Genomic DNA, 26,449 nt, shown 5'->3' on the forward strand with positions numbered 1-26,449 from the left:
GGAACCTCCTTGCGAAAAGTAACCTAGAGGTAACATACAGCGAGTCGCTTGGTAACGTCAAGGTTACATAGCGCCAAGCCCTTGCCTGCGTCGCCCGTGCGCGATAAATCGTTATGCATGAGCATTCGACCCATCCTGATCCACCCCGACCCACGGCTGAAAAAGCTGTGCGACCCGGTGTCCGACGTGACCTCTGACATCGGCAAGCTGGCAGAGGACATGCTTGAGACGATGTATGACGCGCCGGGTGTGGGGCTGGCCGCGCCTCAGGTGGGGATCACCAAGCGTATTTTCGTGATGGATTGCGTGAAGGAAGAGGGTGAAGCGCCGCGCCCGATGGTGCTGATCAACCCCGAAATCATCGCTGCCTCGGACGAGGTGAACACCTATGAGGAAGGCTGCCTGTCTATCCCCGAGCACTACGGCGAGGTCTCCCGCCCCAAGCTGGTCACGATGCGCTGGATGGGGCTGGATGGCAAAACCCATGAGGACGAATTCGACGAGCTGTGGGCCACCTGCGCCCAGCACGAGCTGGACCACCTGAACGGCAAGCTGTTCATCGACCATCTCGGAGCGATCAAGCGGCAAATGATCACCCGCAAAATGGTGAAGCTGAAGCGCGAGAAGGCCCGCGCGTGAGCGTTCGGCGCTGCCTGCCCTGGCCAGACCCCATCTTGCGGCGCAAGGCCGTGGCGGTGGACGAGATAACGGACGACATCCGCGCGATCTGGCGCGATATGATTGATACGATGGAAGCGATGCCCGGTGTCGGCCTTGCCGCGCCGCAAATCGGGGTTGGGCTGCGGCTGGCTGTGGTCGATGCATCGGACGCGCGCGATCAGGCCGTTCGCATGGCCAACCCAGAAGTGCTGCACGCCAGCGCAGTTATGCGCGCCCATGACGAGGCCAGCCCAAACCTGCCCGGCATCCATGCACGCATAGAGCGGCCCCGCGCAGTGACGGTGCGGTTTTTGAACGCCGATGGAGCGCTGGAAGACCGCGAGATGGTCGGGCTATGGGCCACCAGCGTGCAACACCAGATCGACCATCTGGAGGGGCGGATGTTCTTTGATCGCCTGAGCCGGGTGAAGCGGGACATGTTGTTACGGCGCGCTTTGAAGCAGCGTTAGGCCAGTGGCCTCGGTGGTGCCGGTGAGGGGCCAGCCCCTCACGCTCCCCGGAGTATTTTTCGCAAGATGAAGGGGGACGCGATGCGGATTATTTTTATGGGAACGCCAGAGTTTTCCGTGGCGGCTTTGGACGCGGTCCATGCCGCGCATGACGTGGTCTGCGTGTATACTCAGCCGCCCCGCCCCGCCGGGCGTGGCAAAAAGGACCGTCCCTCGCCGGTGCAGGCGCGGGCCGAAGATCTGGGGCTGATGGTGCGCCATCCCGTCAGTCTGAAAGGGGCCGAGGCGCAGGCGGAGTTTGCGGCGTTGCAGGCAGATGTGGCGGTCGTGGTCGCCTATGGGCTGATCTTGCCGCAAGCCGTGCTGGACGCGCCACGCCACGGGTGCCTGAACATTCACGCCAGCCTGTTGCCGCGTTGGCGCGGGGCCGCGCCCATCCAACGCGCGATCATGGCGGGCGATGCCGAAACGGGTGTTTGCATCATGCAGATGGAAGCGGGGCTGGATACCGGGCCGGTGCTGCTGCGCGACACGACGCCGATCGGGGAAAACGACACGACCGCCCACCTGCATGACCGCTTGTCGCAAATGGGCGCGCGGCTGATTGCAAAGGCATTGGGGCATTTGGACACGCTGGGGCGAGAACCACAGGCTGAAGATGGCGTGACCTATGCCGCCAAGATCGACAAGTCCGAGGCGCACATTGACTGGACCCGACCCGCACAGGCGGTCGCGCGGCAGATTCGGGCGCTTTCGCCTTTTCCCGGCGCGTGGTGTGACAGCCCGGCGGGGCGGCTGAAACTGCTGGATGCGCGGGCCGTTGACGGGGATGGCGCACCCGGTGAGGTGCTGGACGGGCTGACCATTGCCTGCGGCACGGGCGCAGTATCGGTGCTGAGCGTGCAGCGCGAAGGCAAACGCGCCGGTGATGCTGCGGCGTTTCTGAACGGGCACCGTTTTGCGCCGGGGACGGTGCTGGGCGCTTAGTCCGTGCGGTCCGTGGCGAACAAGTAGACCGCGCAGCCCGCAAGCATCAACAGCGCGAAGAAGCCGAAGAGCAGGCTGTAGGCGCCGCTGCCCCCGCCCCCCATTCGGTGAACATAGCCGCTGGCGACTTGCAGCAGGCCGACCCCGCCAATTGAAAACAGGTTAATCAAGGTCACGCCACGCCCTGTCAGATGCGGCGGAATAAAGCTGCGACCATGCGCCATCAGCATGGGAAAGGACGCACCAAAGAAGCCCACCGCCGCCAACAGCGTCGCGCTGGTCCAAAGCCCCATACCCGGTGCCAATGCCAGAACACCAAGCGCAGCGGCGCCGCACAGGTTGCCCCCAAGGATGACCCATTTGCGCGTGCCCAAAAGCCGGTCAAGCGGCCCATAGGCGAAATTCCCGGCAATCATCGCAAGCGCCATGACCAGCGTAACCTGCCCAACAACTTGCGCCCCGACGCCATACAGATCGGTCAGGTAGGGTCCCGCCCATAGCCCGCGCAGGCCGGCAGCGGGTGCGTAATTCACAAATAGCAGCGGCATCATCCACCACAACGCGCGAATGCGAAGCACGTCGCGCAGGCGGGGTTTCTGGCCTTGTGGCGGATCGGCGCGGGGCGGGTCGGGGATGACAAACCACAAGACTGCCGCCACCAGCGCCGTAATAGCGGCCATGGCCCAAAGTGCAGCGCGCCAGCCATAGACCTCTGACGCCCATGCAAGGGGCCACGCCCCCAAGATATTGCCAAGAGAGCCGATTCCGATGACCGCGCCTGCCAGCGTGGCAAACAATGCTGCCGGGAAGGTCCGCGCGAATATATAGTAGGATGCCATCAGCACCGGAGCACAACCGACGCCGAGTGCCATCATCGCCAGATGGATATGCGTCGCGTTCTGCGCCAAAGCGAAAAGCGCGGCGCCACCGGTGCCGCCAAGCCCCAGCATAAGCGCCGTAGTGCGCCGGGGACCAACTTGATCGAGCGCCATGCCAAGCGGGATTTGCGCGGCTGCAAAGACCAGAAACCACAAGCCAGAAGAAAGTGCCAGATCATCGGGCGTGACCCCCAGATCCTGCGCCAAAGGCCCGGCCAAGACAGCAAGGAACGCGCGATAGAACTGGCTGAGCAGATAGCCCAGCACCAGACAGGCGACACCAAGTTTCACGCGCGATCCTCCTCCCAAAGGCTGCGAGACACCTACGTATTGAACTTGTGAAGCAAACACAATGCGCAGCTTTCGGGGTGCGCAAGCGGGTTGAGCGAGTTATGCGTTGTGAAAATCGGCTCAAGGGTGCGCCATGGAACAAAGCTACCATTACAAGCTGATCGCGCGTGCGATTGCATTGATCGACGCGCCCGGAGGCACGGCCCGACGTCTGGACGATCTGGCTGCGGAACTGGGCTTGAGCCCCGCGCATTTTCAGCGCGTGTTCAGCGGGTGGGCAGGCGTGTCGCCCAAACGCTACCAGCAATATCTGACCATCGGTCACGCGCGCCACTTGTTGAAGGCACGGGCGTCTACTTTTGACACCGCATTGGAACTGGGGCTCTCGGGGCAAGCCCGATTGCATGACCTGTTTCTGCGATGGGAAGCCATGACGCCGGGCGACTATGCCAAGCGCGGCGAGGGGGTGACCATTCGTCATGGATGGTTCGACAGCCCCTTCGGCCCGGCGCTTGGCATGGCAACCGAGCGGGGGCTGTGTGGGTTGGCCTTTGCCGATGCCCCGGATGACGAAACACTGGCCGACATGAGCAGGCGCTGGCCAAAGGCACGTTTTCTGGCGGACCCGTCCGCCGCCGCCCCGCATGTTGATGCGGCGTTCAGCCGCAAAGGCGAGGCACGGTTGCACATGATGGGCACGCCGTTCCAGATAAAGGTCTGGGAAGCGCTGTTGCAGGTGCCACAAGGCCAGGTCACGAGCTATGGCGACGTGGCAAAAACCGTCTGTGATGCCCGTGCCGCGCGCGCGGTGGGCACAGCGGTGGGGCGCAATCCGATTGGGTTTGTGATCCCCTGCCACCGCGTCTTGCGCGGTGGGGGCGGTTTGGGCGGCTATCATTGGGGGTTGGTGCGCAAGCGCGCCATGCTGGGATGGGAAGCCGCACGCGCGGATGCCGTGACGCAAGCGTGATGGCAAATCCTTGCCCATGCTTCGCCATGCGCATGGCCGCACCCTGCCCAAGATGATAGCAATGGGTATCATCTTTAGGAGTGTCCTATGAAACTTGCAGCCCCCATTGCCATCTCTGTTCTTGTTCTATCCGCCTGCGCGCCGGACCCGAACAACCCGCAAAACCGCACATTGACCGGCGCTCTGACAGGCGCGGCGGTCGGCGGTGTGCTTGGCGCGGCGACCGGCGATGGCGGCGGCAGACGGGCCTTGGCCGGTGCCGCCATAGGTGGCGCGGCGGGCGCGTTGATCGGGCAGCGGCTGGACCGCCAAGCCGAAGAGTTGCGCCGTCAACTTGGTGACAACGTCAATATCCAGAACACTGGGCAAGAGCTGATCCTGACGCTGCCGCAAGACCTGCTCTTTGCGACCGACAGCGCGACGGTGCGCCCCGACCTGCAAAATGATCTGCGGGTGATTTCGGGCAACCTTGTAAACTACCCGCGCAGCGATATTCGCGTTGTGGGCCATACTGACAATACCGGGAGCGCTGCATATAACCAAAGCCTGTCCGAGCGCCGTGCGACCGCGGTCGCGCAGGTCTTGATGGGCAATGGCGTGTCCGCCAACCGTGTCCGCACCGAAGGGCGCGGGCTGACCCAACCAATTGCGGATAACGCGACAACCGACGGGCGGCAGCGCAACCGTCGAGTGGAAATCTACATCCGCCCCCATCAGCAGGGCTAAACCGCCCGTCCGGCATTGCGACTCAGGGTGGCCGGTAGGCCACCCTTTTTCATTGCGAAAGCTGTGATGCGGTCATATCTTTTTACCAATAGCCCCGCCAATAAGGGGCAAGGAGGATTCATGCCCTTTCAACGCATTCAGCCTGAAAAGCTGTCACAATCCGTAGTCCGGCAAATAGAGTTACTACTTTTACGCGGAGTTCTGCGCCCCGGAGAGCGCCTGCCCGCAGAGCGCGAACTGGCCGAGCGGCTGGGCGTATCACGCCCCAGCCTGCGCGACGCCTTGGTAGAGCTGCAGGCACGCGGATTGCTGGAAAGCCGCGCTGGGGCCGGTGTGTTCGTTGCTGAATTGCTGGACAGCGCGTTCTCGGATTCTCTGGTCAGGCTGTTTGCCGAACATGACGAGGCGCTTTTCGATTACATCAGTTTTCGTCGCGACATGGAGGGGATGTCTGCCGAGCGCGCTGCACGGCTCGGGTCTGACACCGACCTGAAGGTGATCGACACGCTATACCAACGCATGGAAGCCGCCCATCAGAAACGCGACCCGACAGAAGAAGCGCAGCTTGATGCCGAATTCCACCTATCGATCGTAGAGGCGTCGCACAACATTATCATGCTGCATATGATGCGCGCGATGTTCGACCTGCTGCATAAGGGCGTATTCTACAATCGTAAGATGATCTTCAAACAGCGCGCGACGCGCAGCGATTTGCTGGCACAACACAGGGCGATCAATGCTGCGATTCAGGCCCGCGACCCAAAGGCCGCCAAGGAAGCGGCAAGCATGCACCTGAATTTCGTCGAGCAGATCATGAACGATTTCAAGCGTAGCGAGCATAACGAAGCGATTGCCCGCCTGCGCTTTGAACATGCACAGGCCGGGGCATGAAAAAACCCGGCCTATCGGCCGGGCTTTGGACTATCGGTTTTTGTGCCTGCGGGTTAGTGCAAGCGCTCATCAACAGCTTTGATTGCATCCGCCACAAGTGCATCGCTGCGTGCGGCGTCAATGTTTTTGGCGATAACGCTTCCGGCTGCGGCCACCGCGACAGATGTCGCTTGATCGCGCACCTGCCGGATTGCACTCGCCTCGGCAGACGCGATCTGATCCTCGGCAGCCTTTAGTCGGCGGGCGATAGAGGCTTCGATCTCTGCCTTTGTCTGCTCGGCGGCAATCTCGGCGTCGGCTTTCGCCTTTTCCACCATGCGTGCGGCTTTGTCCTTCACCTCGGCATGCCTACGCTCGAACGATGCGTGCAGTTCCAACGCCTCTTCGCGCAGGCGCCGGGCTTCTTCAAGCTCCGACTTGATCGTGTCGGACCGCTGGTCGAGGAAACCCGTCAGCTTGCCAGGCACCTTGGCGTAGATCAGCACGCCAATGAAAATGATGAATGCTGCAAGGACGATCAGATCGGTGTTATACAGCGAGAAAAAGGGCTTTCCTTCCACCGCGGCAAGTGCGGGGCTGGCCAGAAGCGTGACGATGACGGCAATACGAAACATCATGCGTCCCCTTTCAACTGGTCCTTGACGGCAGAAGCGACGCTTTTGCTGTCGGCCTTCACATCAAACACGGCAAGAATATCAGCGGTCACGTCATTCGACACGTCGCTGACCATGCTCACAGCATTGGCGGTAATCTCGCGAATACGCTTTTCCGACTCTGCCGATTTGGCCGAAATCTCTGCGTCTGCCTTTGCAATCTGCGCGTTCAGCGATTCCTGCATTTCGGCTTTGGCGGCTTCAACAATCCGCTGCGCCTCTGCGCGCGCATCCGCTTCGGCCTGCTTAAAGGCTTCCTCGGCTTCATGCGCTTTCTGTTTGTATTCTTCCGCCGCCGCAATGTCGGCGGTAATCGCACCACGGCGGTCCGCCAGAACGGAGGCAACACGCGGCAAAGCCACGCGCGACATGATGAAATACAAAACAATCAACGCCACGATAAGCCAGAAAATCTGGTTCGAGAACGTCGTTACATCGAGTTGGGGCATACCTGGCCCCGAAGCGGCACTCTCTGCCATATCGTCCCCCTAACCCCGAAAAACACTGGCAGGGCGCACACGCCCCACCAGCCGTAAGGATACGTCGGGATGATCTTAGACAGCGAACATCAGAAGCAGAGCGACGAGGAACGAGAAGATCCCCAGTGCTTCTGCGAACGCGATGCCGATGAAGAGGAATGCAGTCTGGCCAGCAGCGGCCGACGGGTTGCGCAGCGCGCCTGCCAGGTAGTTGCCGGCAACGTGGCCCACACCGATACCTGCACCACCCATGCCCAAGCATGCGAGGCCAGCACCGATATAAGCGCCCATTTGTACGATATCGCCTTCCATAGTCGTCTCTCCTTACGTTGGAATTGGCTGGATTGGGATCAGACCTTCGCGCCCCTTAGTGAGCGGGGTGCAGCGCGTCTTTCAGATAGACACAGGTCAGAATGGTGAACACATAGGCCTGAATGACGGCCACAAGCAGTTCCAGTGCGTAAAGCGCCGTGACTGCAAGAATAGGTAGAAAGAAGAAGGCACCAAGTGCTGCGGCAAAGCCCGCGAACACTTTGGCCACCGCATGGCCCGCCATCATTGCACCGGCCAAACGAATGGAGTGGCTGACAGGGCGCACGAAGTAGGAAATCACCTCGATCAGGGCCAGAACGGGGCGCAACGCCAATGGCGCACTGCTGACCCAGAACAGCTTGAGGAATGTTGTGCCGTGCAGGATAAAGCCCAGAGCCGTGACCGCAAAGAACACGGTGAACGCCAGAACCGCTGTGACCGCGATATGCGATGTGGTGGTAAAGGCGAACGGGATCAGACCCAGCAGGTTTGCGAACAGCACGAACATGAACAGGGTGAAGATGTAGGGGAAGAAGCGCACGGCATCATGGCCCGCCACATCCTCGATCATCTTGTAGATGAACCCGTAGGTCATTTCCGCGGCGGATTGTGCGCGGCTTGGCACCAAGGCCCGGCCGCGTGCGCCGTAAACCATAAGCAAGGTCGCGGCCAGAACGGTCAGCGCCATCCACAGGGTGACATTGGTTGGGGTATACCAAGCAATATCGCCACCAAACAGCGCTTCGACCCGAAACTGGTCCATGGGCTTGATAACAAGGCCGCCACTTTCTTCTGCCACAGGTCTAGTCCTTTTTCTGCTCACCCGCGCGGGGCGGGGTCGATTGATCTGCCGTCGGAGCCAGTTCGCGTGCCGAGCGCAGCATGGTCTGCACACCGGCGGCAAAGCCCAGCAATGTAAACACCACCAAAAACAGCGGAATTGTGCCAAACAGCCAATCCAGCCCGTATCCGATGCCAGCCCCCATCAACAGGCCGGTGACAAGTTCGATCACCATACGCCAACCCACCTGGGCCATGGAATGATGATCCTGCGTGTCCGGCTTTGGGTCATGCTTGGCCCGAACCTGCGAGATGCGCGCTTCGAGTGCCTTGAGGCGCTCACGCTCTTCGCTGTCGGTCATGCCCTCTCCCGATCACAAGTTGCGCGCAAGCTATGCAGAGGGGCGCACAGAGTCAAGCTGGCAAACGCAAGGATCTAAACGATCCAAGCTTATGAAATAATTATACTTTCTTATGTTCTCGGTTTCCTTGGTGTGACTGCCGCAGCCAAATTCGCGCTTGCAGCATATTCAACCATATAGTTGACCTTTTATCGGGCACGCGGGACAAGAGCATATGACCAGCCCTGCCCCTCCCTCGCTCGATCAGGTTTTTACCGCGTTGGCAGACCCCACGCGACGGGCGATACTGTCGATGTTGCTGGAAGATGACATGGCCGTCACCGACGTGGCGGAGCCTTTTGCAATGTCGTTGGCCGCTGTGTCAAAACACTTGGGCATATTGGCCGTTGCCGGGCTGATCAGTCAGGAAAAACGCGGGCGGGTCAAATGGTGCAAGCTGGAGCCCGACGCCCTACGCGAAGCGTCGGTCTGGATGCAGGCGTTCGGGCAGTATGACGGCGTCAATCTGGATGCGTTTGAACGGTTTCTGGCGCAGGAGTTGGCTGACCCTGCTCTTGACGGGTCTGACGTGCATTCAACCAGTTGACCGTCAGGGCGACGACCAGAACCGCCGCGCCCACCAATTCTGCCGTGAAACTGGGCCAGAACAGGGCGATCACGGCGGGAACCATCACCAAGCGCACCGCCGCTTTCATCGGGCCGAACAGATACCCCTCGATCGCGGCGGCGAAGGCCACCAGCCCCAGCATGGCGGTAAAGCCTGTCCACAGCACATGCGGCAGCGGTCCGCCGTAAATAAGCTCTGGGTTGAACACCATGAACGCCGGGATCAGATACAGGCCCTTGGCGAATTTCCACGCCTGCACACTGGTTTCCATGGGTTTCGCGCCCGCAATGGCAGCGCCTGCAAACCCGGCAAGCGCCACGGGGGGCGTGACGTTGCTGTCCTGACTGTACCAAAACACGACAAGATGCGCGATCAAGAGCGGGATGCCGAATTCATTGTGAAGCGCCGGACCGACCAGCACGATCAGCACGATATAGCTGGCCGTCACCGGCAGCCCTAGGCCCAGGATCAGCGACGCGATCAGCACAAGGATCAGCGCAATCACGATATTGCCGCCAGAGAGCGACACCATCATCGAGCTGAATTTCAGCCCCAGCCCGGTCAGACCGACCACGCCCACGATAATGCCCGCGACCGCGCAAGCAATCGACACCGCAACCGCATTGCGGGCCCCAAGTTCGAGCGACTCGAACACCATCCGCACGCCGCGCATGACCGAGTCTTTGATGCGAGGCACTGTCATCGGGCCTGCCGCATACAGCGTCCAAGCCCCGCGCAGCCCCGCCATGGCAATGACCGAAATGATCGCCCAGAAACCCACCCGCATGGGAGAGATGTTATTGACCAGCAGGAAGATCAGCAGCACCAGCGGCACGATGAATTGCCAACCAGCGGCCAAGACCTGCCGCACCACCGGCAGCTCGGACGCAGGCAGCCCGCGCATTCCCTGCTTCATCGCGACGATATGCACGAACAGGTAAACCGTGCCCAGATACAGGATCGCCGGGAAGATAGAGACGAGGACGATCTCGATATAGGGGATGCGCGTATATTCCGAAATCAGGAACGCGCCCGCGCCCATCAGCGGCGGTGTGATCTGGCCGCCGGTGGATGCCGCAGCCTCTACCCCGCCGGCCTGCGCGGGCCGGTAGCCCAGCTTTTTCATCAGCGGGATGGTAAAGGCGCCGGTCGTCACCACATTGGCAATGGCAGAGCCAGAGATCGACCCCATCCCCGCGCTGGCAATAACGGCGGCTTTTGCAGGGCCGCCGGGTTTGCGCCCTGTTGCGGCAAAGGCGAGATCAATAAAGAACTTGCCCGCGCCAGTCTTTTCCAGAAACGCGCCGAACAGCACGAACATGAATACGTATGTGGCGGCCACGCCCAGCGGCAGACCAAAGATGCCTTCTTGCCCCAAGTATAGCTGCCCGACCAGCCGGTCCACACTTGCGCCCCGGTGCGACATCAGGCCGGGCATCCACTCGCCCAGCCCCGGCAAGGCACCCCGCGCGCCAGCCAATGCGTAAAGGATGGCGATCAGCCCGATAATGGTCAGTCCCAGCCCCACGGCGCGGCGGCTGGCTTCCAGCACGGCGACGGTGCAGACAATCCCCACGATAATATCGGCCTGTGACCACCAGCCAGCGCGGGCGATGATATCGTCAAGAAACCAGATGATGTAGAAACCGCTGGCGAAGGACGCGGCCAGAAACACCCCGTCAACGACCCATGCCCACCATGTGCGCCGCCGGTTCTGGCCGGTCAGCGGAAACAACAAAAACGCAAGAAACAGGATGAAGCCCAGATGCGCGGGACGCTGGTAGAACAGCCCCAGCGGTTCAATCCCCGCCGTATAAAGCTGGAACAGCGACAGCGCGATGCCGGTCAGCGTAATGGCCCAAAGCACCGGACGCGGCTGTATCGCGTCAGCCGAGCGCATGGATTCGGGGATCTCGTCATGCGGGGTGTCTTGGCTCATCTGCTCATGTCCGCTCTGGTTAGTTGTTTACGACCCGCAACGTCACGCGCCGGTTGGCCACGAGATCTGACAGGTTGATCGTGTCGTTCCCTTGGCGAAGCCTGTGGCCCACACGCGGCGCACCAACACGCAGAGGCAGGCCAGAAGATGGCATCACTTCGTCAATGCCGGTAATCCAGTAGCCGCCGCCTTCTGCAGAGGTGAGGGTGCCGCGTCCCAAAACCTCGCCCAGACCGGCTGCGAAGTCGTGCAGGTAGCTGCGCATCAGCACCAGCCGTCCATCGCGAGCCACAAAGCAATCGGCCACCGCACCGCCGGTCACGGAATGCGCCCATTCCAAGCAGATTTCCCGACCGTCGAACAGCATTTGTACGACGGTGCGGTCCTGCCGGTCCACGACTTGCAATATCGCATCCGCCGACGCGGGCGCTGCAAGGGCAACGAAAAGGGCGGCCAAAGCTGGCCGCCCCCAAACAGGCTGGATCACGGACGCTGACGGTCCTGAACAGCCGCACCAACTTCTTCTAAGTAGCGCAGCGCGCCCGGGTGGAATGGGATCGGCGTTGCAGCAACAGAGAATTCCAGCGTGGTGTCGTTGGCCGCCGGGTGGATGGCGATCAGGTCAGCGACGTTCTCATACATCGCCTTGGTGATGTTATAGGCGAGTTCCTCGTCCATATCTTCGTGCACGATCAGCACGTTGGGCGTGGAAATTGTCGGCACGCCGTCGGTCATGCCTTCATACAGGTCCGCCCGCAGGGTGTAGGGCGCAAAGACCGGCTGTGCTTCGACCGCTGCGGCGACCTCTGCATCTGTCATCCCGATCATCGCGATTTCGCGCGTGGTCGCAAGGTTCAGGATGGAACTGGTGGGCGGGCCCACGCTCCAGAAGCCCGCATCGATGTCGCCGTCGCGCAGCGCATCGGCGGTCTCATTGAAGTTCAGGCGCTGTTCGTCGAAATCGTCATAGGAGATGCCATTGGCTTCGAGCAGCGTCTGCGCGCTGACTTCGGTGCCCGACCCCGGCGCCCCGACCGACACGCGCTTGCCGCGCAGGTCGTCAAGGCTGGAAATGCCGCTATCGGCCAATGTCACGATCTGGACAGCGTTGGGGTAAATGGACGCCAACGCCCGCAATTCGCCGACCTGACGGCCTTCAAACGCGCCGGTGCCTGTATAGGCCCCATAAACCGTGTCGGCCAACGCAATGGCAATGTCGCTGTCGCCACGTGCGATCAGCGCCACGTTTTCAACCGAGGCACCGGTCACTTCCGCGCTGGCGGATGCGCCCTCTACATGGTTCGAGATCACTTCGGCAAGGCCGCCGCCGTAGGGGAAATAGGTGCCACCGGTGCCACCTGTTGCAATGGACATCTCTTGCGCGGCGACCGGGGCCGCAAGAAGCGCTGTCGCGGCCGCAAGGGCCGCTATACGAATTGTCATGGTATCCTCCCAAGGATATGCGTTTTTCTGTGGGACCTCATCGGGTCCAATACGAAGACTAACGGCGTAACTCGCCCCCGGCAAGTCATTCAGCCTTGAAACACCACTGGGTAAAGCGACGCGAGCAACAACGCGGCCATTGTAAAGTTAAACGCGCGCAGCCAGCTTGGGCGGGCCAGCAGACGGCGCAGGCTCAGCCCCAGTGCAGTCCAGATGACGGTGGTTAGCCACCCCACGCTCAGGAACCCCAACGCCACCCAGGCCACCGCGACAAGCTGTTGATCGGGCGCGTAAATGGCGACAGCCGCCAGCGACATGATCCAGGCCTTGGGGTTGACCCATTGAAATGCCGCTGCTTGCAAAAAGGTCAGCGGCCGCCCTTCTGCCTTGGCGCCCGACGGCGGCACAGCGGTTGCGATCTTCCAAGCCAGCCAAAGCATATACACGCTCGATACAATCTTGAGCGCCAGTTGCAGCGGCGGGTAACCGATGAACGCCCCCATCAACCCGATACCTACCAGAAAGACCATCAGTGCATGGCCCAAGGCAACGCCCGCCATATGCGGGATGGTGCGCCGAAAGCCGAAATTCACACCGCTGGCCAGCAGCATCACGTTATTCGGCCCCGGCGTGACAGAGGTCACGAACGCAAAGGTTACGAGGGCGACGAAAATCTCGAAGGTCATGGTGTCCTGTCCCTTTTCGCGCAACATACCCGTATCAATCTGCATTCGGATTGCAATTATCGCGCGTTTGACGGTATTTTCACAATTAATGAGCGACCTTGATGACAAATCCCACCAGATATTGCGTATTCTTCAGCGCGAGGGGCGCATCCCGAATCTGGAGCTTGCAGACCGCGTCGGGCTGTCCCCGTCGGCCTGCCTGCGCCGGGTGCAGGATATGGAACGCAAAGGCGTCATCACCGGCTACCGCGCGGTGGTGGACCCTGCCAAAACCGGCACCGGTTTTGTCGCGTATGTAACTGTGGGCCTGTCGCAGCACACCAAGGCCGCACAGGCCGAATTTGAAAGCCTGATGCGCGCCGCCCCGCAGGTCCGCGAATGTCACAACATCACCGGAACGGTCGAATACCTGTTGCGGGTCGAAGCGCGCGATCTGCCCGCCTACAAGCATTTCCATACCGAATATCTTGGGGCCTTTCCCTACCTGAACACGCTGACGACCATGGTTGTGATGGGATCACCGAAGGACGAGCGCGCCTAAGATTGCGCGTGCAAGACGGTTACAATTCCGTTATGCTGCGGCGCAGCAAAAGGGGCGGAACATGGCCAAGGGCAAGGTAATCACGATAGCGCAGCAAAAAGGCGGGTCAGGCAAGACCACGCTTGCGGTTAATCTGGGCGTCGCGCTGGCGCGTGCCGGACATTCGGTTGCGTTTCTGGACACCGATCCGCAAGGGTCTTTGGGCCGCTGGTTCATAACACGTCACGACGCCGGTCGCGCCGAGGGGATGGAGTTTTCGACCGCCTCGGCGTGGGGGGTCGGGTATGAGGTCGGCAAATTGCGCGATATGGCCGAATTCGTCATCATAGACACGCCGCCCAAGGCCGACGCCGACCTGCGGCCCGCCCTGCGCGCGGCCGATCTGGTGCTGGTTCCGATTGCGTCCAGCCATCTGGATCTATGGGCCACCGATGGCGTGCTGGACCTGGCCCGCCGCGAGGGGCGCGAGGTGCTGCTCGTTCTGAACCGCGCACGGGCGGGCACCAAGCTGGGGGCCGAGATGGTCGAGGCCGCCAAGGGCCTTTCCGCAGACCTGGCAGAGACACAGATCGCCAATCGCGTCGCCTATGCCGCCAGCTTGGGTGAAGGTTTGGGCGCGGCAGAGGGCGCGCCGAACCCGGCCTTGCGCGCCGAATTGGACGCGCTTTTGGCCGAAGTGATGGGCGCGCTGGAGAGCTGAGCGCCTCAGCTTGACGACCCGCGCCCGACGATGCGGTTGGCATGGCCCATTTTACGCCCCGCGCGGCGGTCGGGCTTGCCATACAGTTGCACGGCCACATCCCGCGTGGCCAGCAGAGCGGGCACGCGGTCCATATCGTCACCGATCAGGTTTTCCATGACAACATCGGTGTGGCGCGTGCCGTCCCCCAAAGGAAGGCCGGTTATCGCGCGAATATGCTGTTCAAACTGGTCAACCGTGCATCCATTCTGCGTCCAGTGTCCCGAATTATGCACACGCGGGGCGATTTCGTTCACGACCAGCCCTTGCGGGATGACGAACAATTCCACGCCCATAACGCCAACATACTCAAGCGCGTTCAGAATACGCCCGGCCAATAGCACCGCATCCGCCCGCTGCGACCCGGTCAGGTTTGCGGGAACCTTGGTGCGGCGCAGGATGCCGCTGTCGTGCAAGTTTTCGCCGGGGTCATACGCGGCGACAGAGCCATCAAGACCCCGCGCAGCAATAACCGACACCTCATGGCTGAAGGGCACAAGCCCTTCCAGAATTGCCTCTGCACCTGCCATGTCGGCCAAGGCTGCGGCGGCGTCATCCGGGGTATTCAACCGCACCTGCCCCTTGCCATCATACCCCATACGGCGGGTTTTCAGAATGGCGGGCGTGCCGATACTCTTGATCGCAGCCTCTAGGCTTGCCGCATCCGTGAACGGCGCAAAAGGCGCGGTGGTCAGCCCCAGATCGCGCAGGAACTGCTTTTCGGTCAGCCGATCTTGCGACGCGGCCAGCGCGCGACGGTCGGGACGAATTGGGCAGAGCGCCTCCAACACATCAAGCGTGTCCGTCGGAATGTTCTCGAACTCGAAGGTGATCACATCCACCGAGGCCGCGAACGCCTGCAAGGCTGTGGCGTCGTCCCACGCCGCCATTGTGACCCGCGCGCTGACATCGCCCGCAGGCGGGTTCGCGGCGGGATCATAGATGTGGCACCGGTAGCCAAGGCGTGACGCTGCAACCGACAGCATGCGCCCAAGCTGCCCGCCGCCCAGAATACCGATGGTTGCGCCTTGTGGCAGGGCTTTAGTCATCGCGCGGCTCCTGCGGGATAGAGTTCGACAAGGCAGCGCGCCACGCATCCAGCCGCGCCGCCAAATCCGAATCCTGCAACGCCAGAATGCCCGCCGCCATCAGGCCCGCATTGGCCGCGCCACCAATGGCCATGGTCGCCACAGGGTAGCCGCGCGGCATCTGAACGATTGAATACAGGCTGTCCACCCCCGCCAGCGCCTTGGTCTGGACCGGCACGCCGATCACCGGCACACGGGTTTTCGAGGCCATCATGCCGGGCAGATGCGCCGCCCCGCCCGCGCCTGCGATAATCACCTGCAAACCACGGCCAACGGCGTCGCGCCCGTAGTCCCAAAGCCGGTCGGGCGTGCGATGGGCAGACACGATGCGCGCCTCATAGGCGACGCCCAACTCGTCCAGAATAGCGGCGGCGTCCTTCATGGTGGGCCAGTCCGACTGGCTCCCCATGATAATCCCGACCTTGACCTGTGCCATAGAAACCCTCGCACCCTTGCTTTGCTGCCTTATACAAGGCGCGGTCACGGGCGCAATTCCTTCAGGCGATAATGTCGGGCGTCAATTCGTCTTCTATCCGCGCAATCTGGTCCTTCAGCGCCAGCTTTTCTTTCTTGAAACGCTGCACGGTCAGTTGCGTGTTGGGCCCTTGCGCCTGCAAGGCGGCAATCGCGTCATCCAGGTCGCGGTGCTTGCGCTTCAGCACTTCCAGCTTCAGGCGCAATACCTCTTCATGGGTCAGTTCATGGGGCGCGTTCATATCAAGACTACCGTGCTTTTCACAAAGACTATCCGGAATGCGCACGCGACAAAAGCCTTTGATGCCCGCGCTTGCAGAATGTTGGCGCCGTCCCCATATCTTGAGCATGGGGCCGCCGCATACGGGGCCCGCAGCACCGTCGCTTTGACTATAAGGACATGGCTGATGAGCAAACTCACCTTTCCCTCGCACCCGCTTTTGCTGGGGTTCGACCAGTTGGAGCGGCTGGTGGAGCGCACCGCGCGCAGCGGGGCAGACGGCTATCCGCCTTTCAACATAGAGGTGACAGGGGGCCATAGCTTTCGCATCACGCTTGCCTTGGCGGGCTTTCGCGAGCAGGATCTGTCAATCACGCTGGAAGGCCGCCAGCTTGTCGTGCGCGGCCAGCAAACCGACACCGACGCCGAAAACCGCGTGTTTCTGCACCGGGGTATCGCCGCTCGGCAGTTCCAGCGGGTGTTCGCCTTGGGCGACGGGGTTGATGTAGCCCGTGCCGCGCTAAGTGATGGTCTGTTGCACATCGACCTGAAACGCCACGAGCCGGAGGAAACCGTCCAGACCATCCGCATTGACCGCAATTGAGGGAAGGCCACATGAACACCAAGTTTCCAAATCTGAACAGCACCAAACCGATAGCCTATGTGCGCCCCGTGCAGGTCAGCGACCTGCCCGACGATGTGCGCGACCAACTGGATGGCGTGACGCAAATGTATGCCATCCATCATGAAGAGGGCGATCAGCTTGCGCTGGTGTCTGACCGCACAATGGCCTTTGTCATGGCGCGCCAAAACGATTTCGAACCTGTCAGCGTGCACTGACCGCGCAGGACACTGCGTTAGTCCAACTCTCGCGGGACAATGAAATCGACACCGCGTGCAGTTCCGAATTCGATCTCTGTCCATGCGGCGTGATCGAATTCCGCAACCAGCGTGGCGCAGGTGGGAAAGCCTGCGAACCCCGGATGCGGCATCGGGTTCGGCAATAGCCGTGCCGCGAATTCGGCAATACCGGGGTTATGGCCAATAAGCATCACCGATGGGGCCGTGGCATGCCGCAAGCGCGCCAGCAAAACCTCTGGCCCTGCCAAGTATAAATATCGGTCGAACGCAGCCTCCGGCGCGTTTGGCAACATCTCCGCGATACATTGCCAAGTCTGACGCGTGCGTGTGGCATCCGACACCAACGCCTGCTGCGGGATATAACCCTTGTCCGCCAGCCAGCGCCCGATGCGCGGTGCAGCACCCTGCCCCCGCGCACTCAGCGGTCGGGAATGGTCGCTGTCGAGCGGATTGTCCCAGTCGGATTTCGCGTGGCGGGTCAGGATCAGGCGCAATGTCATCGATGAAAATGCCTCATATGGAATTCGGATTGTGCCGGATCGCGACCGAAGCTTTGCGACACGGGGCAGACACGGCGCACGGCACAGCCCTTGGACATGCAATCTTGCCCCGCATCGGTATCAAGATACGCATGGCATGCGGCGGTATCATACCCTGCGGGCGTCAACGCGCCCACGGGGCAGGCCGTGGCGCAAGGCTGGGCGCAGGCGTCACAAGGTTTGGCGATATTTGGCAAGGCGTCCAGTTCAGGTGCCAGCCCCAACGCACCACGATAGGACGCCCAAAGACCGGCACGCGCGCCGACCAAAAACTGCACGGGCGAGGACCAGACACGCCCGGACGCCAAGGCCCAAGTGTAGAACGGGTGCGGAGGCTGCGTCCCGAATGGGAACAGCGGTTGCGCACCCAAATCAGCGGCCAAGGCGCCGATCACACGGGTCGACCAACGGTCCATCGGGTCGGGCTGGCCATCGCGGTATTCGGCGCTTTGAGTGAATTTCGGCCAGAAGGCTGGTTCATCCGGCGCAAGCAACACGACGCTTCGCATACCGTCGGGCATTGGCGCGGCCCCGTCGGTAACAAGCCCCGCAACCTCTAGCCCCTGCACGCGGGCGGCGTTGCGAATTGCTGCCAACCCCGCCACGCGCCCTTAGCCCTGCGGCTGCACAAGCGGTGCAGTGTCGCGGATGATACTGCCAGCCCCGTGGTCGGTGAACAGCTCCAGCAGGCAGGCATTGGGCGCGCGCCCGTCCAGAATGACCACCGCGCGCACCCCGCCCGCAATCGCGGCCAGCGCGGTTTCGGTTTTCGGAATCATTCCGCCTGCGATCACGCCCTTGTTGGTCAGGTCTTGCACATGGTCGGGCGAAAGCTGCGTGACGACATCGCCGTTTTCGTCTTTCACACCCGCCGTATCGGTCAGCAATAGCAGGCGGTCAGCCTTCAGCGCGGCGGCAATCGCGCCCGCGGCGGTGTCACCGTTGATGTTGTAGGTTTCGCCCTCTCGGCCCATGCCAAGGGGCGCGATAACTGGGATAAACCCGCCGGTAAACAGGTGTTGCAACAGATCGGTGTCAATCTCGACAGGGCGGCCGACAAGGCCCAGTTCGGGATCATCGGCTTCGCATGTGACCATGCCGCCATCCTTGCCCGACAGGCCCACGGCCCGCCCGCCTTCGTCTTGAATGGCCTGCACGATGCGCTTGTTCACCAGCCCGGACAGCACCATCTCGACCACCTGCATGGTCGCGGCATCGGTCACGCGCTTGCCGCGCACGAAATCGGACTGGATGTTCAGTTTGCCCAGCATCTCGTTAATCATCGGGCCGCCGCCATGCACAATGACAGGGTTCACGCCCACCTGCCGCATCAGCACGATATCGCGCGCGAAGCTGGCCATTTCCTCGGCGTCGCCCATGGCGTGGCCGCCGAACTTGATGACCACAATCGCGCCAGCATAGCGTTGCAGATAGGGCAGCGCCTCTGACAGGGTGCGGGCGGTGGCGAACCAATCTTGGGACATGGGCTTTTGCTTCTTCATCAGGTCAGGCCAGCGATAATCGCGCGCAGGTTGGCGATACCGTCGCCGGTCTCGGACGAGGTGACAACCAATTCCGGATAGGCGGCGGCGTGTTTGGACAGCTTCTCGCGCACCTGCGCCAGTGTTTTCTCGCGGGCGCTCGCGCCAATCTTGTCGGCCTTGGTCAGCACCACCTGAAAGGTCACGGCAGAAGTGTCGAGCATGCGCATGATCTCTGCGTCCACCTCTTTCACGCCATGGCGCATGTCGACCAAAAGGAAGGCGCGGCGCAGCGTGGCACGACCGGACAGATAGGCTTTCAGCAAGCGTTGCCACTTTTCGACAACCGGGACGGGTGCCTTGGCAAAGCCGTAGCCCGGCAGGTCGACCAGGTAATGGCTGTCGCCCGCGGTGAAGAAGTTGATCTCTTGCGTCCGCCCCGGCGTGTTGGAGGTGCGGGCAATCGCCCGCCGCCCGGTCAGCGCATTGATAAGGCTGGATTTACCGACATTCGAGCGGCCGGCAAAACACACCTCCATCCGGTCGGCGGGCGGAAGGCCGTCCATCGCGACCACACCTTTTATGAAATCCGCCTGGCCGGTCAGCAGTTTGCGACCGGCCTCGACGCTGTGTTCATCGGCCTCTGGGGCCAGGGGGAAGGGAAGTGTGCTCATGCGGCAAGCTCCACCACATCGCCCGTCTGGATCGGGCCGGATTGTATAACGGTGGCGTAAACGCCGAAATTGGTATCGCCGCGCGCGCGCTCCAGCGCGGCAAGCGTGTCGTGATCAATCTGCCCGGTGGCACAATCGACCATAGTCGCGCGACAACGGCCAATCGGCTCCACCACGCGCAGCCGCGCGGCCCCGATGGTCAGATCGCGCCCGATCAGGTCACATTCGGCCCAAGGCTCGATCCCGTCCAGCCACAGGTTCGCGCGCCAGCGGTCCAACCCCAGATCGGCCCCAAGCTGTGCGCCAAGCGCCGCATTCGACGCAAGGTTCAGGATGGACACCGATTCGAAATCGGTATCGGTCATGCCGCGCCCGGCTTTGACCAGCTTGGCCGGACCCGCACGGCCCACCGAATGAAGCGGGCGCAGCCAGTCCAGCAATGCGGCCTCGCCGGCTTGCGTGTCAGGGTCAATGGTCAAGGGCGCAAGGTCGGGATGTGTCAGGGTCAGGGTAGACCCGTCCCAGACCGACCGGATGGCTTGCAGCCCCGGGACCTTGGCCCCGCGCGTGAAATTCATGCACGGGTTCCAGCCTGGCATCAGCATCGCCGCATCATGCGCGACGGCCCAATGCCGATCCAGCGGCAGACAGCGCCCCTCGGTCAGGTCCACCTTGGCCAAGGCTTCGCGCCCATGGGCCTTGATGGGATGGCGGAAGATATGCGCCAGCCGCCACCCCATGCCGCTAGCTCTTCTTCTTTTTCACGCCGATATTGCCAAGCAGATCGGGTCGGGCCCCATGCATGGACATGATCGAGTATTGCTGGATGAACGTGATCGTGTTGTTGGCGATCCAGTAGAGCACAAGACCAGACGCGAACCAGCCCAGCATGAACATGAAAATCCACGGCATCCATGTCATGACCATTTGCTGGATCGGCTCTGTCGGCGCGGGGTTCAGGCGCATTTGCAGGAACATCGACACGCCAAGGCAGATCGGCAGGATACCGATAAAGACCAGCGACAAAATACTGTCGGGCGGCGGTGCGGCCCAAGGCAGTACACCGAACAGGTTGAAAATAGAGGTCGGATCGGGTGCGGACAGATCGTTGAACACGCCGAACCATTCTGCATGACGCAGGTCGATGGTGACGAAAATCACCTTGTAGAGCGAGAAGAAGATCGGGATCTGCAACAGGATCGGCAAGCAGCCTGCCGCCGGATTGACCTTTTTTTCCTTGTAAAGCTTCATCATCTCTTGCTGAAGCTTCTGGCGGTCGTCGCCTGCGCGTTCCTTCAGCGCCATCATTTCGGGCTGAAGTTCCTTCATCCGCGCCATGCTGACATAGGATTTCCACGCCAACGGCAGCAGGACGGCCTTGATCAGCAGCGTCAGCGCAACAATGGACCACCCCATATTGCCGATCAAACCTTCGATGAAATAGAGCGTGGCGAAAATCGGTTTGGTCAGGAAAAAGAACCAGCCCCAGTCGATTGCGTCGATGAACCGTTCGATCCCCAACTCTGACTCGTAGGTGCGCAGGGTGGTCCATTCCTTGGCCCCGGCGAACAGCATGGTCTGCGCTTCTGCGCTTTCGCCCGGACCGATTGCGACGGTCGGCAGATCGGCACGGGTCTGGTACACATCGCGGGCCGGAATGTAGCGGGATACGGCGGTAAACGACTCTCCCGGAATGGGAATGATGGTCGCCATCCAGTATTTGTCGGCAATGCCCAGCCAACCGTTTTCCTGCACCTCGACGACGCGCGCATGGGTGGCCTCGCGATCATCCACACGGAAATCGCGCACGTTGCCATAGCTTTCTTCGGTCAAGGTGCCGTCAGCGACCTCGACAAAGCCTTCGTGGCTGATGAAGAAATTCTCCAGATCGGCGGGTTCGCCATGCCGCGACAACAGGCTGTAGGGGGCCATGCGCGCGGTATCGGTGCCGGTGTTCTCGACCGCTTGGGTGATGGTGAACATATAGTTCTCATCCACCTCGAACGTGCGGCTGAAGCGCAGGCCTGCGCCGTTTTCCCATGCGATGGTGACGGGGCTACCGGGCGCCAGCGCGCTGCCATCGACCACTTGCCAAGGCGTGTTGGCCCCCGGCACGTCGTCCCATGTCATGTCGCGGCCCGGCCGCCAGCCTTGCAGGGCATAAAACGCTTCGTTCCGGCCCTCTGGCGTTAGCAGATGGACAATGTCGGAGCCCGGATCGGTTGTCTCGAAATAATCCTTCATGGACAGATCGTCGATCCGCCCGCCCAACATGTTGATGGAGCCCTTCAGGCGCGGGGTCTCAATCGCGACGCGGGGCAATTCTTCGGCCACAGGTGCGTCGGCCTCTGCCATGGTCTGCGCACCTTCGGCTGGCGGCAGGCTCAGTTCCGCCGCCTCCTCGTCCGAGATCGCGACGGGTTCGGGCGGCGGAAACATGTACATCCAGCCGACAAGAACCAGCAAGGATAGCGCGAATGCCATTAGAAGATTGCGATTCTGATCGTCCATCGAAGGGGCGTTCCTGTCATTGCGGCTGTCGCGCCCGGTTCAACAGAAGGGGCGGGCAAAGGTCAAGCGGTTTTCCCGTGTATGCGGCGTCACATCCGGGTCAGGTCGGGTCGTCTTGCGGGGCGATTTCCCGCGCAAGGGCCAGAAAATCGAACAGTTCGGGGTCCGGCATATGCGATGGGCGCACGTTCATGAGCGCGCGGAACATCGTGTTGCGCCGTCCGGGAGTGCGCTTTTCCCACTCGTTCAGCAGCGCCTTGACCTGCATCCGCTGCAACCCGTCTTGGCTGCCACACAGGTCACACGGGATGATCGGGTAGTCCATCGCACGGGCGAAACGGTCGCAATCGTCCTCGGCCACGAAGGCGAGCGGGCGATATAGGAACAGATCGCCCTCCTCGTTTACCAGTTTGGGCGGCATCGTCGCCACGCGCCCGCCGTGAAACAGGTTCATAAAGAACGTCTCCAGCAGGTCATCGCGGTGATGGCCCAGCACGATGGCGCTGCACCCTTCTTCGCGCGCGACGCGATACAGGTTACCGCGCCGCAAGCGCGAACACAGCGCGCAATAGGTGCGACCGGCGGGCACCTTGTCCATCACGATGGAATAGGTGTCTTGATACTCGATGCGGTGGGGCACCTGCATTTTTGTCAGGAACTCTGGCAAAACGGTCGCCGGGAACCCCGGCTGGCCTTGATCCAGATTGCAGGCCAGCAGCTCGACCGGCAACAGCCCGCGCCATTGCAATTCCACCAGTGCCGCCAGCAGGGTGTAGCTGTCCTTGCCGCCCGACAGGCAGACCAGCCAACGCGCACCCGGCTCAATCATGCCGTATTGGTCGATCGCCGCACGGGTTTCGCGGATGATGCGCTTGCGCAGCTTGCGAAACTCTGTGCTATCGGGCGCGTTCTGCAGCAGCGGCGGCAGGTCGGTATCGTCGAACATGTCAGTCCTTTCCGTGCGTGCACGCATCATGGGCCGGGTCGGCCCCCGGCACCGGGTCATAGCCGGAACTGCCCAAGGGCTGACACCGACCAAGACGGCGGATGGTCAGCCATGTACCCTTTATTGCGCCATGACGTTCCAACGCTTCCATCGCATAGGCAGAGCATGTCGGCTGGAATCGGCAGCCATGGCCGACCCATGGGCTGAACACCAGGCGGTAAAACCGGATGGGAAGCGAGACGATCCATGCCAGCGGCGTCATGGCTTGCCTCCATGCAGCTTGCCCAGCGCGCGTTCCAGATCGTCGACCATGGCCGCGAAATCGTGGCTGACGGTCGCACCGGGGCGACCGACTAGAACATAATCCCAACCGGGGCGGCCATGCTGCGCCATCACCTGCCGCGCCATGGCGCGCAAGCGCCGCTTGGCACGGTTGCGCGTGACGGCATTCCCGACCTTCTTGGAACAGGTATAGCCCACGCGGATCAAGGCCGCGTCGTCACGCGAGCGCGCTTGCAACAAGAATGCCGGGCACGGCGCGCGCTTGGCCTTGGCGGCGCGCAGGAAATCGGAGCGCTGTTTCAGGGTTTCCACAGTCACACATGACGAAACCGGGCCAGACTTGGGCGAGGCGTCGTCCCCCACCCTGTCTGAACCCGGCGCATTCATGTTGTCACCCATGGCACGGCCCGAACCGGGCCGGACGGCTTAGGCCGTCAGCTTCTTGCGGCCCATGCGGCGGCGCGCGTTGATGATCTTGCGGCCCGCCTTGGTGGCCATGCGCGCGCGGAACCCGTGACGGTGCTTGCGAACCAGATTGCTGGGCTGAAATGTGCGTTTCATCGCTTGGCGTCCTTGTCAGTATGATACAGTCGTTATGGCACGCGTTTTCCCTACCGGAATCGGCGTCCAATCAATCTCAGATGCGCAAGTTACAAGGCCAGCCCCGCCAAGTCAATTCGGAAAACCGGGTTCAGCGCGGCAATCGGTGCGGAATTGAAACAATCGGCCCGATACGGTCACGCACGGTAAACCAAGCGTGATAGGCCTGTCACATCCGCAACGCATGCGGCATTCAGGACGAAGTGCAGCCTGTAACCTGAACCGAAGGAGTCCTCTGTGACCATACCCGACCCCAAACCGTCAGCATGGCGGGCAAGGCTGCCGCTGATCGCGCTGGTGGTGGTGGCCGCCATCGGCGCCTTCGCGCTGCGCGACTACCTGAGCTTTGATGCCCTGCGCGACAACCGAGAGGCGCTTCTGGCCTTCCGCGACGCCAATTATGCGCTGACTGCGCTGGCCTTTGTCGCAGCCTATATCGCAATCGTCGCGTTTTCCTTGCCCGGTGCGACGCCCGCCACCCTGACCGGCGGCTTTCTGTTCGGCCTGTTTCCGGGCGCGTTGTTCAACATCCTTGGCGCAACCATTGGCGCGGTGCTGATCTTTCTGGCCGTGCGCACGGGCTTGGGCAAAGGGCTGGCCGAAAAGATCGACGCCAGCGACGGGCGGGTGAAACGCATGACCCAAGCCATCCGCGACAACGGCGCGTCGGTCCTGTTTTCCATGCGTCTGGTGCCGGTGCTGCCATTCTTCGTGGCAAATGTCATCCCCGCGCTGATCGGGGTGCGCACATCCGTTTTCGCGGCGACCACATTCTTCGGCATCATCCCCGGCGGGATAATCTACACGTGGGTCGGCGTGGGCCTTGGGGAAGTGTTCGCGCGCGGCGAAACCCCCAACCTGGGCATTATATTCGAGCCCCATATCATTGGCCCGTTGCTGGGGCTGGCGGCCCTGTCCTTTCTGCCCACCATAGTCAAATCCATCCGCAAGGAGCGTAAAGCATGAGCACGATCAAAACGGATATCTGCGTTATCGGTGGTGGCTCTGGCGGGTTGTCGGTGGCGGCAGGGGCAGTGCAGATGGGCGCGCGTGTGGTGCTGATCGAAGGTCACAAGATGGGCGGCGACTGCCTGAACTATGGCTGCGTGCCCTCCAAGGCGCTGCTGGCGCAGGCGCGCGACGCAAAGGCGCGGGGGGGCACACCCTCGCCCGCCGATTTCACCAATGCCATGGCGCATGTGAAAGCGACCATCGCCACGATCGAGCCACATGATTCGGTCGAACGGTTTGAAGGGCTGGGTGTGCAGGTGCTGCAAGGCTACGGGCGCTTCACCGGCCCCGATACGGTCGAGGTGAATGGCACCAAGGTTACGGCACGCCGCTTCGTCATCTCCACGGGCTCTGCCCCGTTCGTGCCCCCCATAGAGGGGATAGAGACGATCCCCTACATGACGAATGAAACGATTTTCGACCAACAGGCGCGCCCCGGCCATTTGCTGGTCATCGGCGGTGGTCCCATCGGGCTGGAAATGGCGCTGGCACACAAACGGCTTGGGTCAGAGGTCACTGTGATCGAGGGCGCAAAGGCCATGGGCCGAGACGACCCAGAGGCCGCCGAGATCGTGCTGGCCAGCCTGCGCGCCGAAGGGATCGACATTGTTGAGGGCGCACAGGTCGAAAAGCTGTCCGGCCGCGCGGGCGCCATAGAGGTGCAGGTCAAGGGCGGCACGATTTTCACCGGCACGCATCTGCTGGTCGCTGTGGGGCGCAAACCCAATCTGGACAAGCTGGATCTGGACCGCGCGGGTGTGAAAACCGACCGTGGCGGGGTCAAGGTTGGCATGGACCTGCGCAGCACCAACAAACGCGTCTATGCCATTGGCGATGTGGCCGGCAAAGGGCAGTTCACACATCTGGCGGGGTATCAGGCGGGGATCATCATCCGTGCCATGCTGTTTGGCCTGCCCGCCAAATCGCGCGCCGACCATATACCGCATGTCACCTATACCGACCCGGAACTGGCCCATGTCGGCCTGTCAGAGTCGGATGCGCGCAAGGAATACGGCATCAAACTGTCGGTCCACAAGGTGGGCTATGACCAGATAGACCGCGCGCAGGCCGAGGGCGCGACAACGGGCTTTCTGAAGCTGATGGTCGCAAACGGCCGCCCCGTTGGCTGCACCATCGTGGGTAAACAGGCGGGCGAATTGATTGCCCCCTACGCGCTGGCGATTGCCAATAATCTGAAGCTGTCGGCCATCGCGAATACGGTTCTGCCCTACCCGACATTGGCGGAAATCGGCAAACGCGGCGCTGGGGCCTATTTCTCTGTCAAACTGTTTGATAACCCTACTGTGAAGCGCGTGGTGCGGCTGGTGCAGAAATGGCTGCCCTGACC

General features: G+C 61.7%; 36 protein-coding genes. 13 read left to right on the plus strand and 23 right to left on the minus strand.

What is annotated here, in order from left to right; all coding sequences use genetic code 11:
* The first annotated feature begins 117 nt into the window (after positions 1-117).
* From def (ROE7235_RS07375) to fmt, 3 genes are all read left to right on the plus strand, one after another.
* Complete coding sequence (def, locus tag ROE7235_RS07375; RefSeq protein ID WP_121094169.1) at positions 118-639, plus strand: peptide deformylase; 522 nt, start codon at positions 118-120, stop codon at positions 637-639.
* Entirely contained in the window at positions 636-1,130 is a 495-nt protein-coding gene (gene def / locus ROE7235_RS07380; protein ID WP_121094171.1) for a peptide deformylase, read from the plus strand. The genes def (ROE7235_RS07375) and def (ROE7235_RS07380) overlap by 4 nt, the downstream gene beginning before the upstream one ends.
* 81 nt (positions 1,131-1,211) lie before the next feature.
* Entirely contained in the window at positions 1,212-2,117 is a 906-nt protein-coding gene (gene fmt, locus ROE7235_RS07385; RefSeq protein WP_121094317.1) for a methionyl-tRNA formyltransferase, read from the plus strand.
* Here fmt and ROE7235_RS07390 read toward each other — a convergent pair.
* The gene (locus ROE7235_RS07390; protein WP_121094173.1) at positions 2,114-3,286 is read right to left on the minus strand and encodes an MFS transporter; all 1,173 of its coding nucleotides are present in this window, start codon (positions 3,284-3,286) and stop codon (positions 2,114-2,116) included. The genes fmt and ROE7235_RS07390 overlap by 4 nt on opposite strands.
* A 133-nt stretch (positions 3,287-3,419) precedes the next feature.
* Here ROE7235_RS07390 and ROE7235_RS07395 point away from each other — a divergent pair, with 133 nt between their 5' ends.
* The 3 genes from ROE7235_RS07395 (at position 3,420) to ROE7235_RS07405 (ending at position 5,873) form a co-directional block, all read left to right on the plus strand.
* Positions 3,420-4,256: a methylated-DNA--[protein]-cysteine S-methyltransferase gene (locus tag ROE7235_RS07395; protein ID WP_121094175.1), complete on the plus strand. Its 837-nt coding sequence runs from the start codon at positions 3,420-3,422 to the stop codon at positions 4,254-4,256.
* Positions 4,257-4,343: 87 nt separating this feature from the next.
* Positions 4,344-4,982, plus strand: a complete 639-nt coding sequence (locus ROE7235_RS07400; RefSeq protein WP_121094177.1) for a YiaD family glycine zipper/OmpA-like lipoprotein — start codon at positions 4,344-4,346, stop codon at positions 4,980-4,982.
* A 120-nt stretch (positions 4,983-5,102) separates the two neighbouring features.
* Positions 5,103-5,873, plus strand: coding sequence for an FCD domain-containing protein (locus ROE7235_RS07405; RefSeq protein WP_121094319.1), 771 nt, complete (start codon positions 5,103-5,105; stop codon positions 5,871-5,873).
* A 53-nt stretch (positions 5,874-5,926) separates the two neighbouring features.
* Here ROE7235_RS07405 and ROE7235_RS07410 read toward each other — a convergent pair whose 3' ends face one another.
* From ROE7235_RS07410 to ROE7235_RS07430, 5 genes are all read right to left on the minus strand, one after another.
* A complete protein-coding gene (locus ROE7235_RS07410) occupies positions 5,927-6,487 on the minus strand; it encodes a F0F1 ATP synthase subunit B family protein (RefSeq protein WP_121094321.1) in 561 nt (186 codons plus the stop codon).
* Positions 6,487-7,005, minus strand: a complete 519-nt coding sequence (locus ROE7235_RS07415; RefSeq protein ID WP_121094179.1) for a F0F1 ATP synthase subunit B' — start codon at positions 7,003-7,005, stop codon at positions 6,487-6,489. Before ROE7235_RS07415 ends, ROE7235_RS07410 begins: the two co-directional genes overlap by 1 nt.
* A 75-nt stretch (positions 7,006-7,080) precedes the next feature.
* The gene (locus ROE7235_RS07420; RefSeq protein ID WP_071797553.1) at positions 7,081-7,317 is read right to left on the minus strand and encodes a F0F1 ATP synthase subunit C; all 237 of its coding nucleotides are present in this window, start codon (positions 7,315-7,317) and stop codon (positions 7,081-7,083) included.
* Positions 7,318-7,372: 55 nt separating this feature from the next.
* Positions 7,373-8,080, minus strand: a complete 708-nt coding sequence (locus ROE7235_RS07425; protein WP_121094182.1) for a F0F1 ATP synthase subunit A — start codon at positions 8,078-8,080, stop codon at positions 7,373-7,375.
* Between the two features lie 40 nt (positions 8,081-8,120).
* The gene (locus ROE7235_RS07430; RefSeq protein ID WP_121094184.1) at positions 8,121-8,459 is read right to left on the minus strand and encodes an AtpZ/AtpI family protein; all 339 of its coding nucleotides are present in this window, start codon (positions 8,457-8,459) and stop codon (positions 8,121-8,123) included.
* Positions 8,460-8,673: 214 nt separating this feature from the next.
* Between ROE7235_RS07430 and ROE7235_RS07435 the strand changes: the two genes are divergently transcribed.
* The gene (locus tag ROE7235_RS07435) at positions 8,674-9,045 is read left to right on the plus strand and encodes an ArsR/SmtB family transcription factor (protein ID WP_121094186.1); all 372 of its coding nucleotides are present in this window, start codon (positions 8,674-8,676) and stop codon (positions 9,043-9,045) included.
* Here the strand turns inward: ROE7235_RS07435 and ROE7235_RS07440 are convergent.
* The 4 genes from ROE7235_RS07440 to ROE7235_RS07455 all read right to left on the minus strand — a co-directional run bounded on the left by ROE7235_RS07440 (position 8,960) and on the right by ROE7235_RS07455 (position 13,134).
* Positions 8,960-11,005: a TRAP transporter permease gene (locus ROE7235_RS07440; RefSeq protein WP_121094188.1), complete on the minus strand. Its 2,046-nt coding sequence runs from the start codon at positions 11,003-11,005 to the stop codon at positions 8,960-8,962. The genes ROE7235_RS07435 and ROE7235_RS07440 overlap by 86 nt on opposite strands.
* A gap of 19 nt (positions 11,006-11,024) precedes the next feature.
* Complete coding sequence (locus ROE7235_RS07445) at positions 11,025-11,492, minus strand: DUF1850 domain-containing protein (protein ID WP_147434182.1); 468 nt, start codon at positions 11,490-11,492, stop codon at positions 11,025-11,027.
* The gene (locus ROE7235_RS07450; RefSeq protein WP_121094192.1) at positions 11,489-12,448 is read right to left on the minus strand and encodes a TAXI family TRAP transporter solute-binding subunit; all 960 of its coding nucleotides are present in this window, start codon (positions 12,446-12,448) and stop codon (positions 11,489-11,491) included. The genes ROE7235_RS07445 and ROE7235_RS07450 overlap by 4 nt, the downstream gene beginning before the upstream one ends.
* 89 nt (positions 12,449-12,537) lie before the next feature.
* Entirely contained in the window at positions 12,538-13,134 is a 597-nt protein-coding gene (locus ROE7235_RS07455; protein ID WP_121094323.1) for a LysE family translocator, read from the minus strand.
* 88 nt (positions 13,135-13,222) lie between these two features.
* Here ROE7235_RS07455 and ROE7235_RS07460 point away from each other — a divergent pair, with 88 nt between their 5' ends.
* Both ROE7235_RS07460 and parA read left to right on the plus strand, forming a co-directional pair.
* Positions 13,223-13,675: an Lrp/AsnC family transcriptional regulator gene (locus tag ROE7235_RS07460; RefSeq protein WP_121094194.1), complete on the plus strand. Its 453-nt coding sequence runs from the start codon at positions 13,223-13,225 to the stop codon at positions 13,673-13,675.
* Positions 13,676-13,736: 61 nt separating this feature from the next.
* On the plus strand, positions 13,737-14,375 hold the full coding sequence (parA, locus tag ROE7235_RS07465) for a ParA family partition ATPase (RefSeq protein ID WP_121094195.1): 639 nt from the start codon (positions 13,737-13,739) through the stop codon (positions 14,373-14,375).
* Positions 14,376-14,380: 5 nt separating this feature from the next.
* Here the strand turns inward: parA and ROE7235_RS07470 are convergent, their stop codons facing one another.
* From ROE7235_RS07470 to ROE7235_RS07480, 3 genes are all read right to left on the minus strand, one after another.
* A complete protein-coding gene (locus ROE7235_RS07470; RefSeq protein WP_121094197.1) occupies positions 14,381-15,463 on the minus strand; it encodes a 5-(carboxyamino)imidazole ribonucleotide synthase in 1,083 nt (360 codons plus the stop codon).
* Entirely contained in the window at positions 15,456-15,938 is a 483-nt protein-coding gene (gene purE / locus ROE7235_RS07475) for a 5-(carboxyamino)imidazole ribonucleotide mutase (RefSeq protein WP_121094199.1), read from the minus strand. Before purE ends, ROE7235_RS07470 begins: the two co-directional genes overlap by 8 nt.
* A 61-nt stretch (positions 15,939-15,999) precedes the next feature.
* The gene (locus ROE7235_RS07480; RefSeq protein WP_121094200.1) at positions 16,000-16,218 is read right to left on the minus strand and encodes a YdcH family protein; all 219 of its coding nucleotides are present in this window, start codon (positions 16,216-16,218) and stop codon (positions 16,000-16,002) included.
* A gap of 165 nt (positions 16,219-16,383) precedes the next feature.
* Here ROE7235_RS07480 and ROE7235_RS07485 point away from each other — a divergent pair, with 165 nt between their 5' ends.
* Entirely contained in the window at positions 16,384-16,800 is a 417-nt protein-coding gene (locus ROE7235_RS07485) for an Hsp20 family protein (RefSeq protein ID WP_121094202.1), read from the plus strand.
* Between the two features lie 11 nt (positions 16,801-16,811).
* The gene (locus tag ROE7235_RS07490; protein ID WP_121094204.1) at positions 16,812-17,036 is read left to right on the plus strand and encodes a DUF1150 family protein; all 225 of its coding nucleotides are present in this window, start codon (positions 16,812-16,814) and stop codon (positions 17,034-17,036) included.
* Positions 17,037-17,053: 17 nt separating this feature from the next.
* On the opposite strand, the gene ROE7235_RS07495 is transcribed toward ROE7235_RS07490, so the two are convergent.
* The 10 genes from ROE7235_RS07495 to rpmH form a co-directional block, all read right to left on the minus strand.
* The gene (locus tag ROE7235_RS07495) at positions 17,054-17,557 is read right to left on the minus strand and encodes a SixA phosphatase family protein (RefSeq protein ID WP_121094206.1); all 504 of its coding nucleotides are present in this window, start codon (positions 17,555-17,557) and stop codon (positions 17,054-17,056) included.
* Entirely contained in the window at positions 17,554-18,201 is a 648-nt protein-coding gene (locus tag ROE7235_RS07500; RefSeq protein WP_121094208.1) for a 4Fe-4S dicluster domain-containing protein, read from the minus strand. The genes ROE7235_RS07495 and ROE7235_RS07500 overlap by 4 nt, the downstream gene beginning before the upstream one ends.
* A 6-nt stretch (positions 18,202-18,207) precedes the next feature.
* Positions 18,208-19,080 (minus strand): acetylglutamate kinase, encoded by an 873-nt coding sequence (argB, locus tag ROE7235_RS07505; RefSeq protein ID WP_245963904.1) that lies wholly within the window; start codon positions 19,078-19,080, stop codon positions 18,208-18,210.
* 17 nt (positions 19,081-19,097) lie between these two features.
* The gene (gene yihA / locus ROE7235_RS07510; protein WP_121094212.1) at positions 19,098-19,751 is read right to left on the minus strand and encodes a ribosome biogenesis GTP-binding protein YihA/YsxC; all 654 of its coding nucleotides are present in this window, start codon (positions 19,749-19,751) and stop codon (positions 19,098-19,100) included.
* Positions 19,748-20,491, minus strand: coding sequence for an MOSC domain-containing protein (locus tag ROE7235_RS07515; RefSeq protein WP_121094214.1), 744 nt, complete (start codon positions 20,489-20,491; stop codon positions 19,748-19,750). The genes yihA and ROE7235_RS07515 overlap by 4 nt, the downstream gene beginning before the upstream one ends.
* A 4-nt stretch (positions 20,492-20,495) precedes the next feature.
* Positions 20,496-22,262: a membrane protein insertase YidC gene (yidC, locus tag ROE7235_RS07520; protein ID WP_121094216.1), complete on the minus strand. Its 1,767-nt coding sequence runs from the start codon at positions 22,260-22,262 to the stop codon at positions 20,496-20,498.
* A 100-nt stretch (positions 22,263-22,362) separates the two neighbouring features.
* On the minus strand, positions 22,363-23,208 hold the full coding sequence (ttcA, locus tag ROE7235_RS07525) for a tRNA 2-thiocytidine(32) synthetase TtcA (protein WP_121094217.1): 846 nt from the start codon (positions 23,206-23,208) through the stop codon (positions 22,363-22,365).
* 1 nt (position 23,209) lies between these two features.
* Complete coding sequence (gene yidD / locus ROE7235_RS07530) at positions 23,210-23,470, minus strand: membrane protein insertion efficiency factor YidD (protein WP_121094219.1); 261 nt, start codon at positions 23,468-23,470, stop codon at positions 23,210-23,212.
* The gene (gene rnpA / locus ROE7235_RS07535; RefSeq protein ID WP_370743548.1) at positions 23,467-23,877 is read right to left on the minus strand and encodes a ribonuclease P protein component; all 411 of its coding nucleotides are present in this window, start codon (positions 23,875-23,877) and stop codon (positions 23,467-23,469) included. Before rnpA ends, yidD begins: the two co-directional genes overlap by 4 nt.
* Before the next feature lie 39 nt (positions 23,878-23,916).
* Positions 23,917-24,051, minus strand: coding sequence for a 50S ribosomal protein L34 (gene rpmH / locus ROE7235_RS07540; protein ID WP_072244369.1), 135 nt, complete (start codon positions 24,049-24,051; stop codon positions 23,917-23,919).
* 276 nt (positions 24,052-24,327) lie between these two features.
* Between rpmH and ROE7235_RS07545 the strand changes: the two genes are divergently transcribed.
* Positions 24,328-25,056: a TVP38/TMEM64 family protein gene (locus ROE7235_RS07545; RefSeq protein ID WP_121094223.1), complete on the plus strand. Its 729-nt coding sequence runs from the start codon at positions 24,328-24,330 to the stop codon at positions 25,054-25,056.
* Positions 25,053-26,447 (plus strand): dihydrolipoyl dehydrogenase family protein, encoded by a 1,395-nt coding sequence (locus ROE7235_RS07550; protein WP_121094225.1) that lies wholly within the window; start codon positions 25,053-25,055, stop codon positions 26,445-26,447. The genes ROE7235_RS07545 and ROE7235_RS07550 overlap by 4 nt, the downstream gene beginning before the upstream one ends.
* The last annotated feature ends 2 nt before the right edge of the window (positions 26,448-26,449 follow it).

This window comes from Roseinatronobacter ekhonensis, assembly GCF_900499075.1.
In the GTDB taxonomy this organism is placed as follows: domain Bacteria; phylum Pseudomonadota; class Alphaproteobacteria; order Rhodobacterales; family Rhodobacteraceae; genus Roseinatronobacter; species Roseinatronobacter ekhonensis.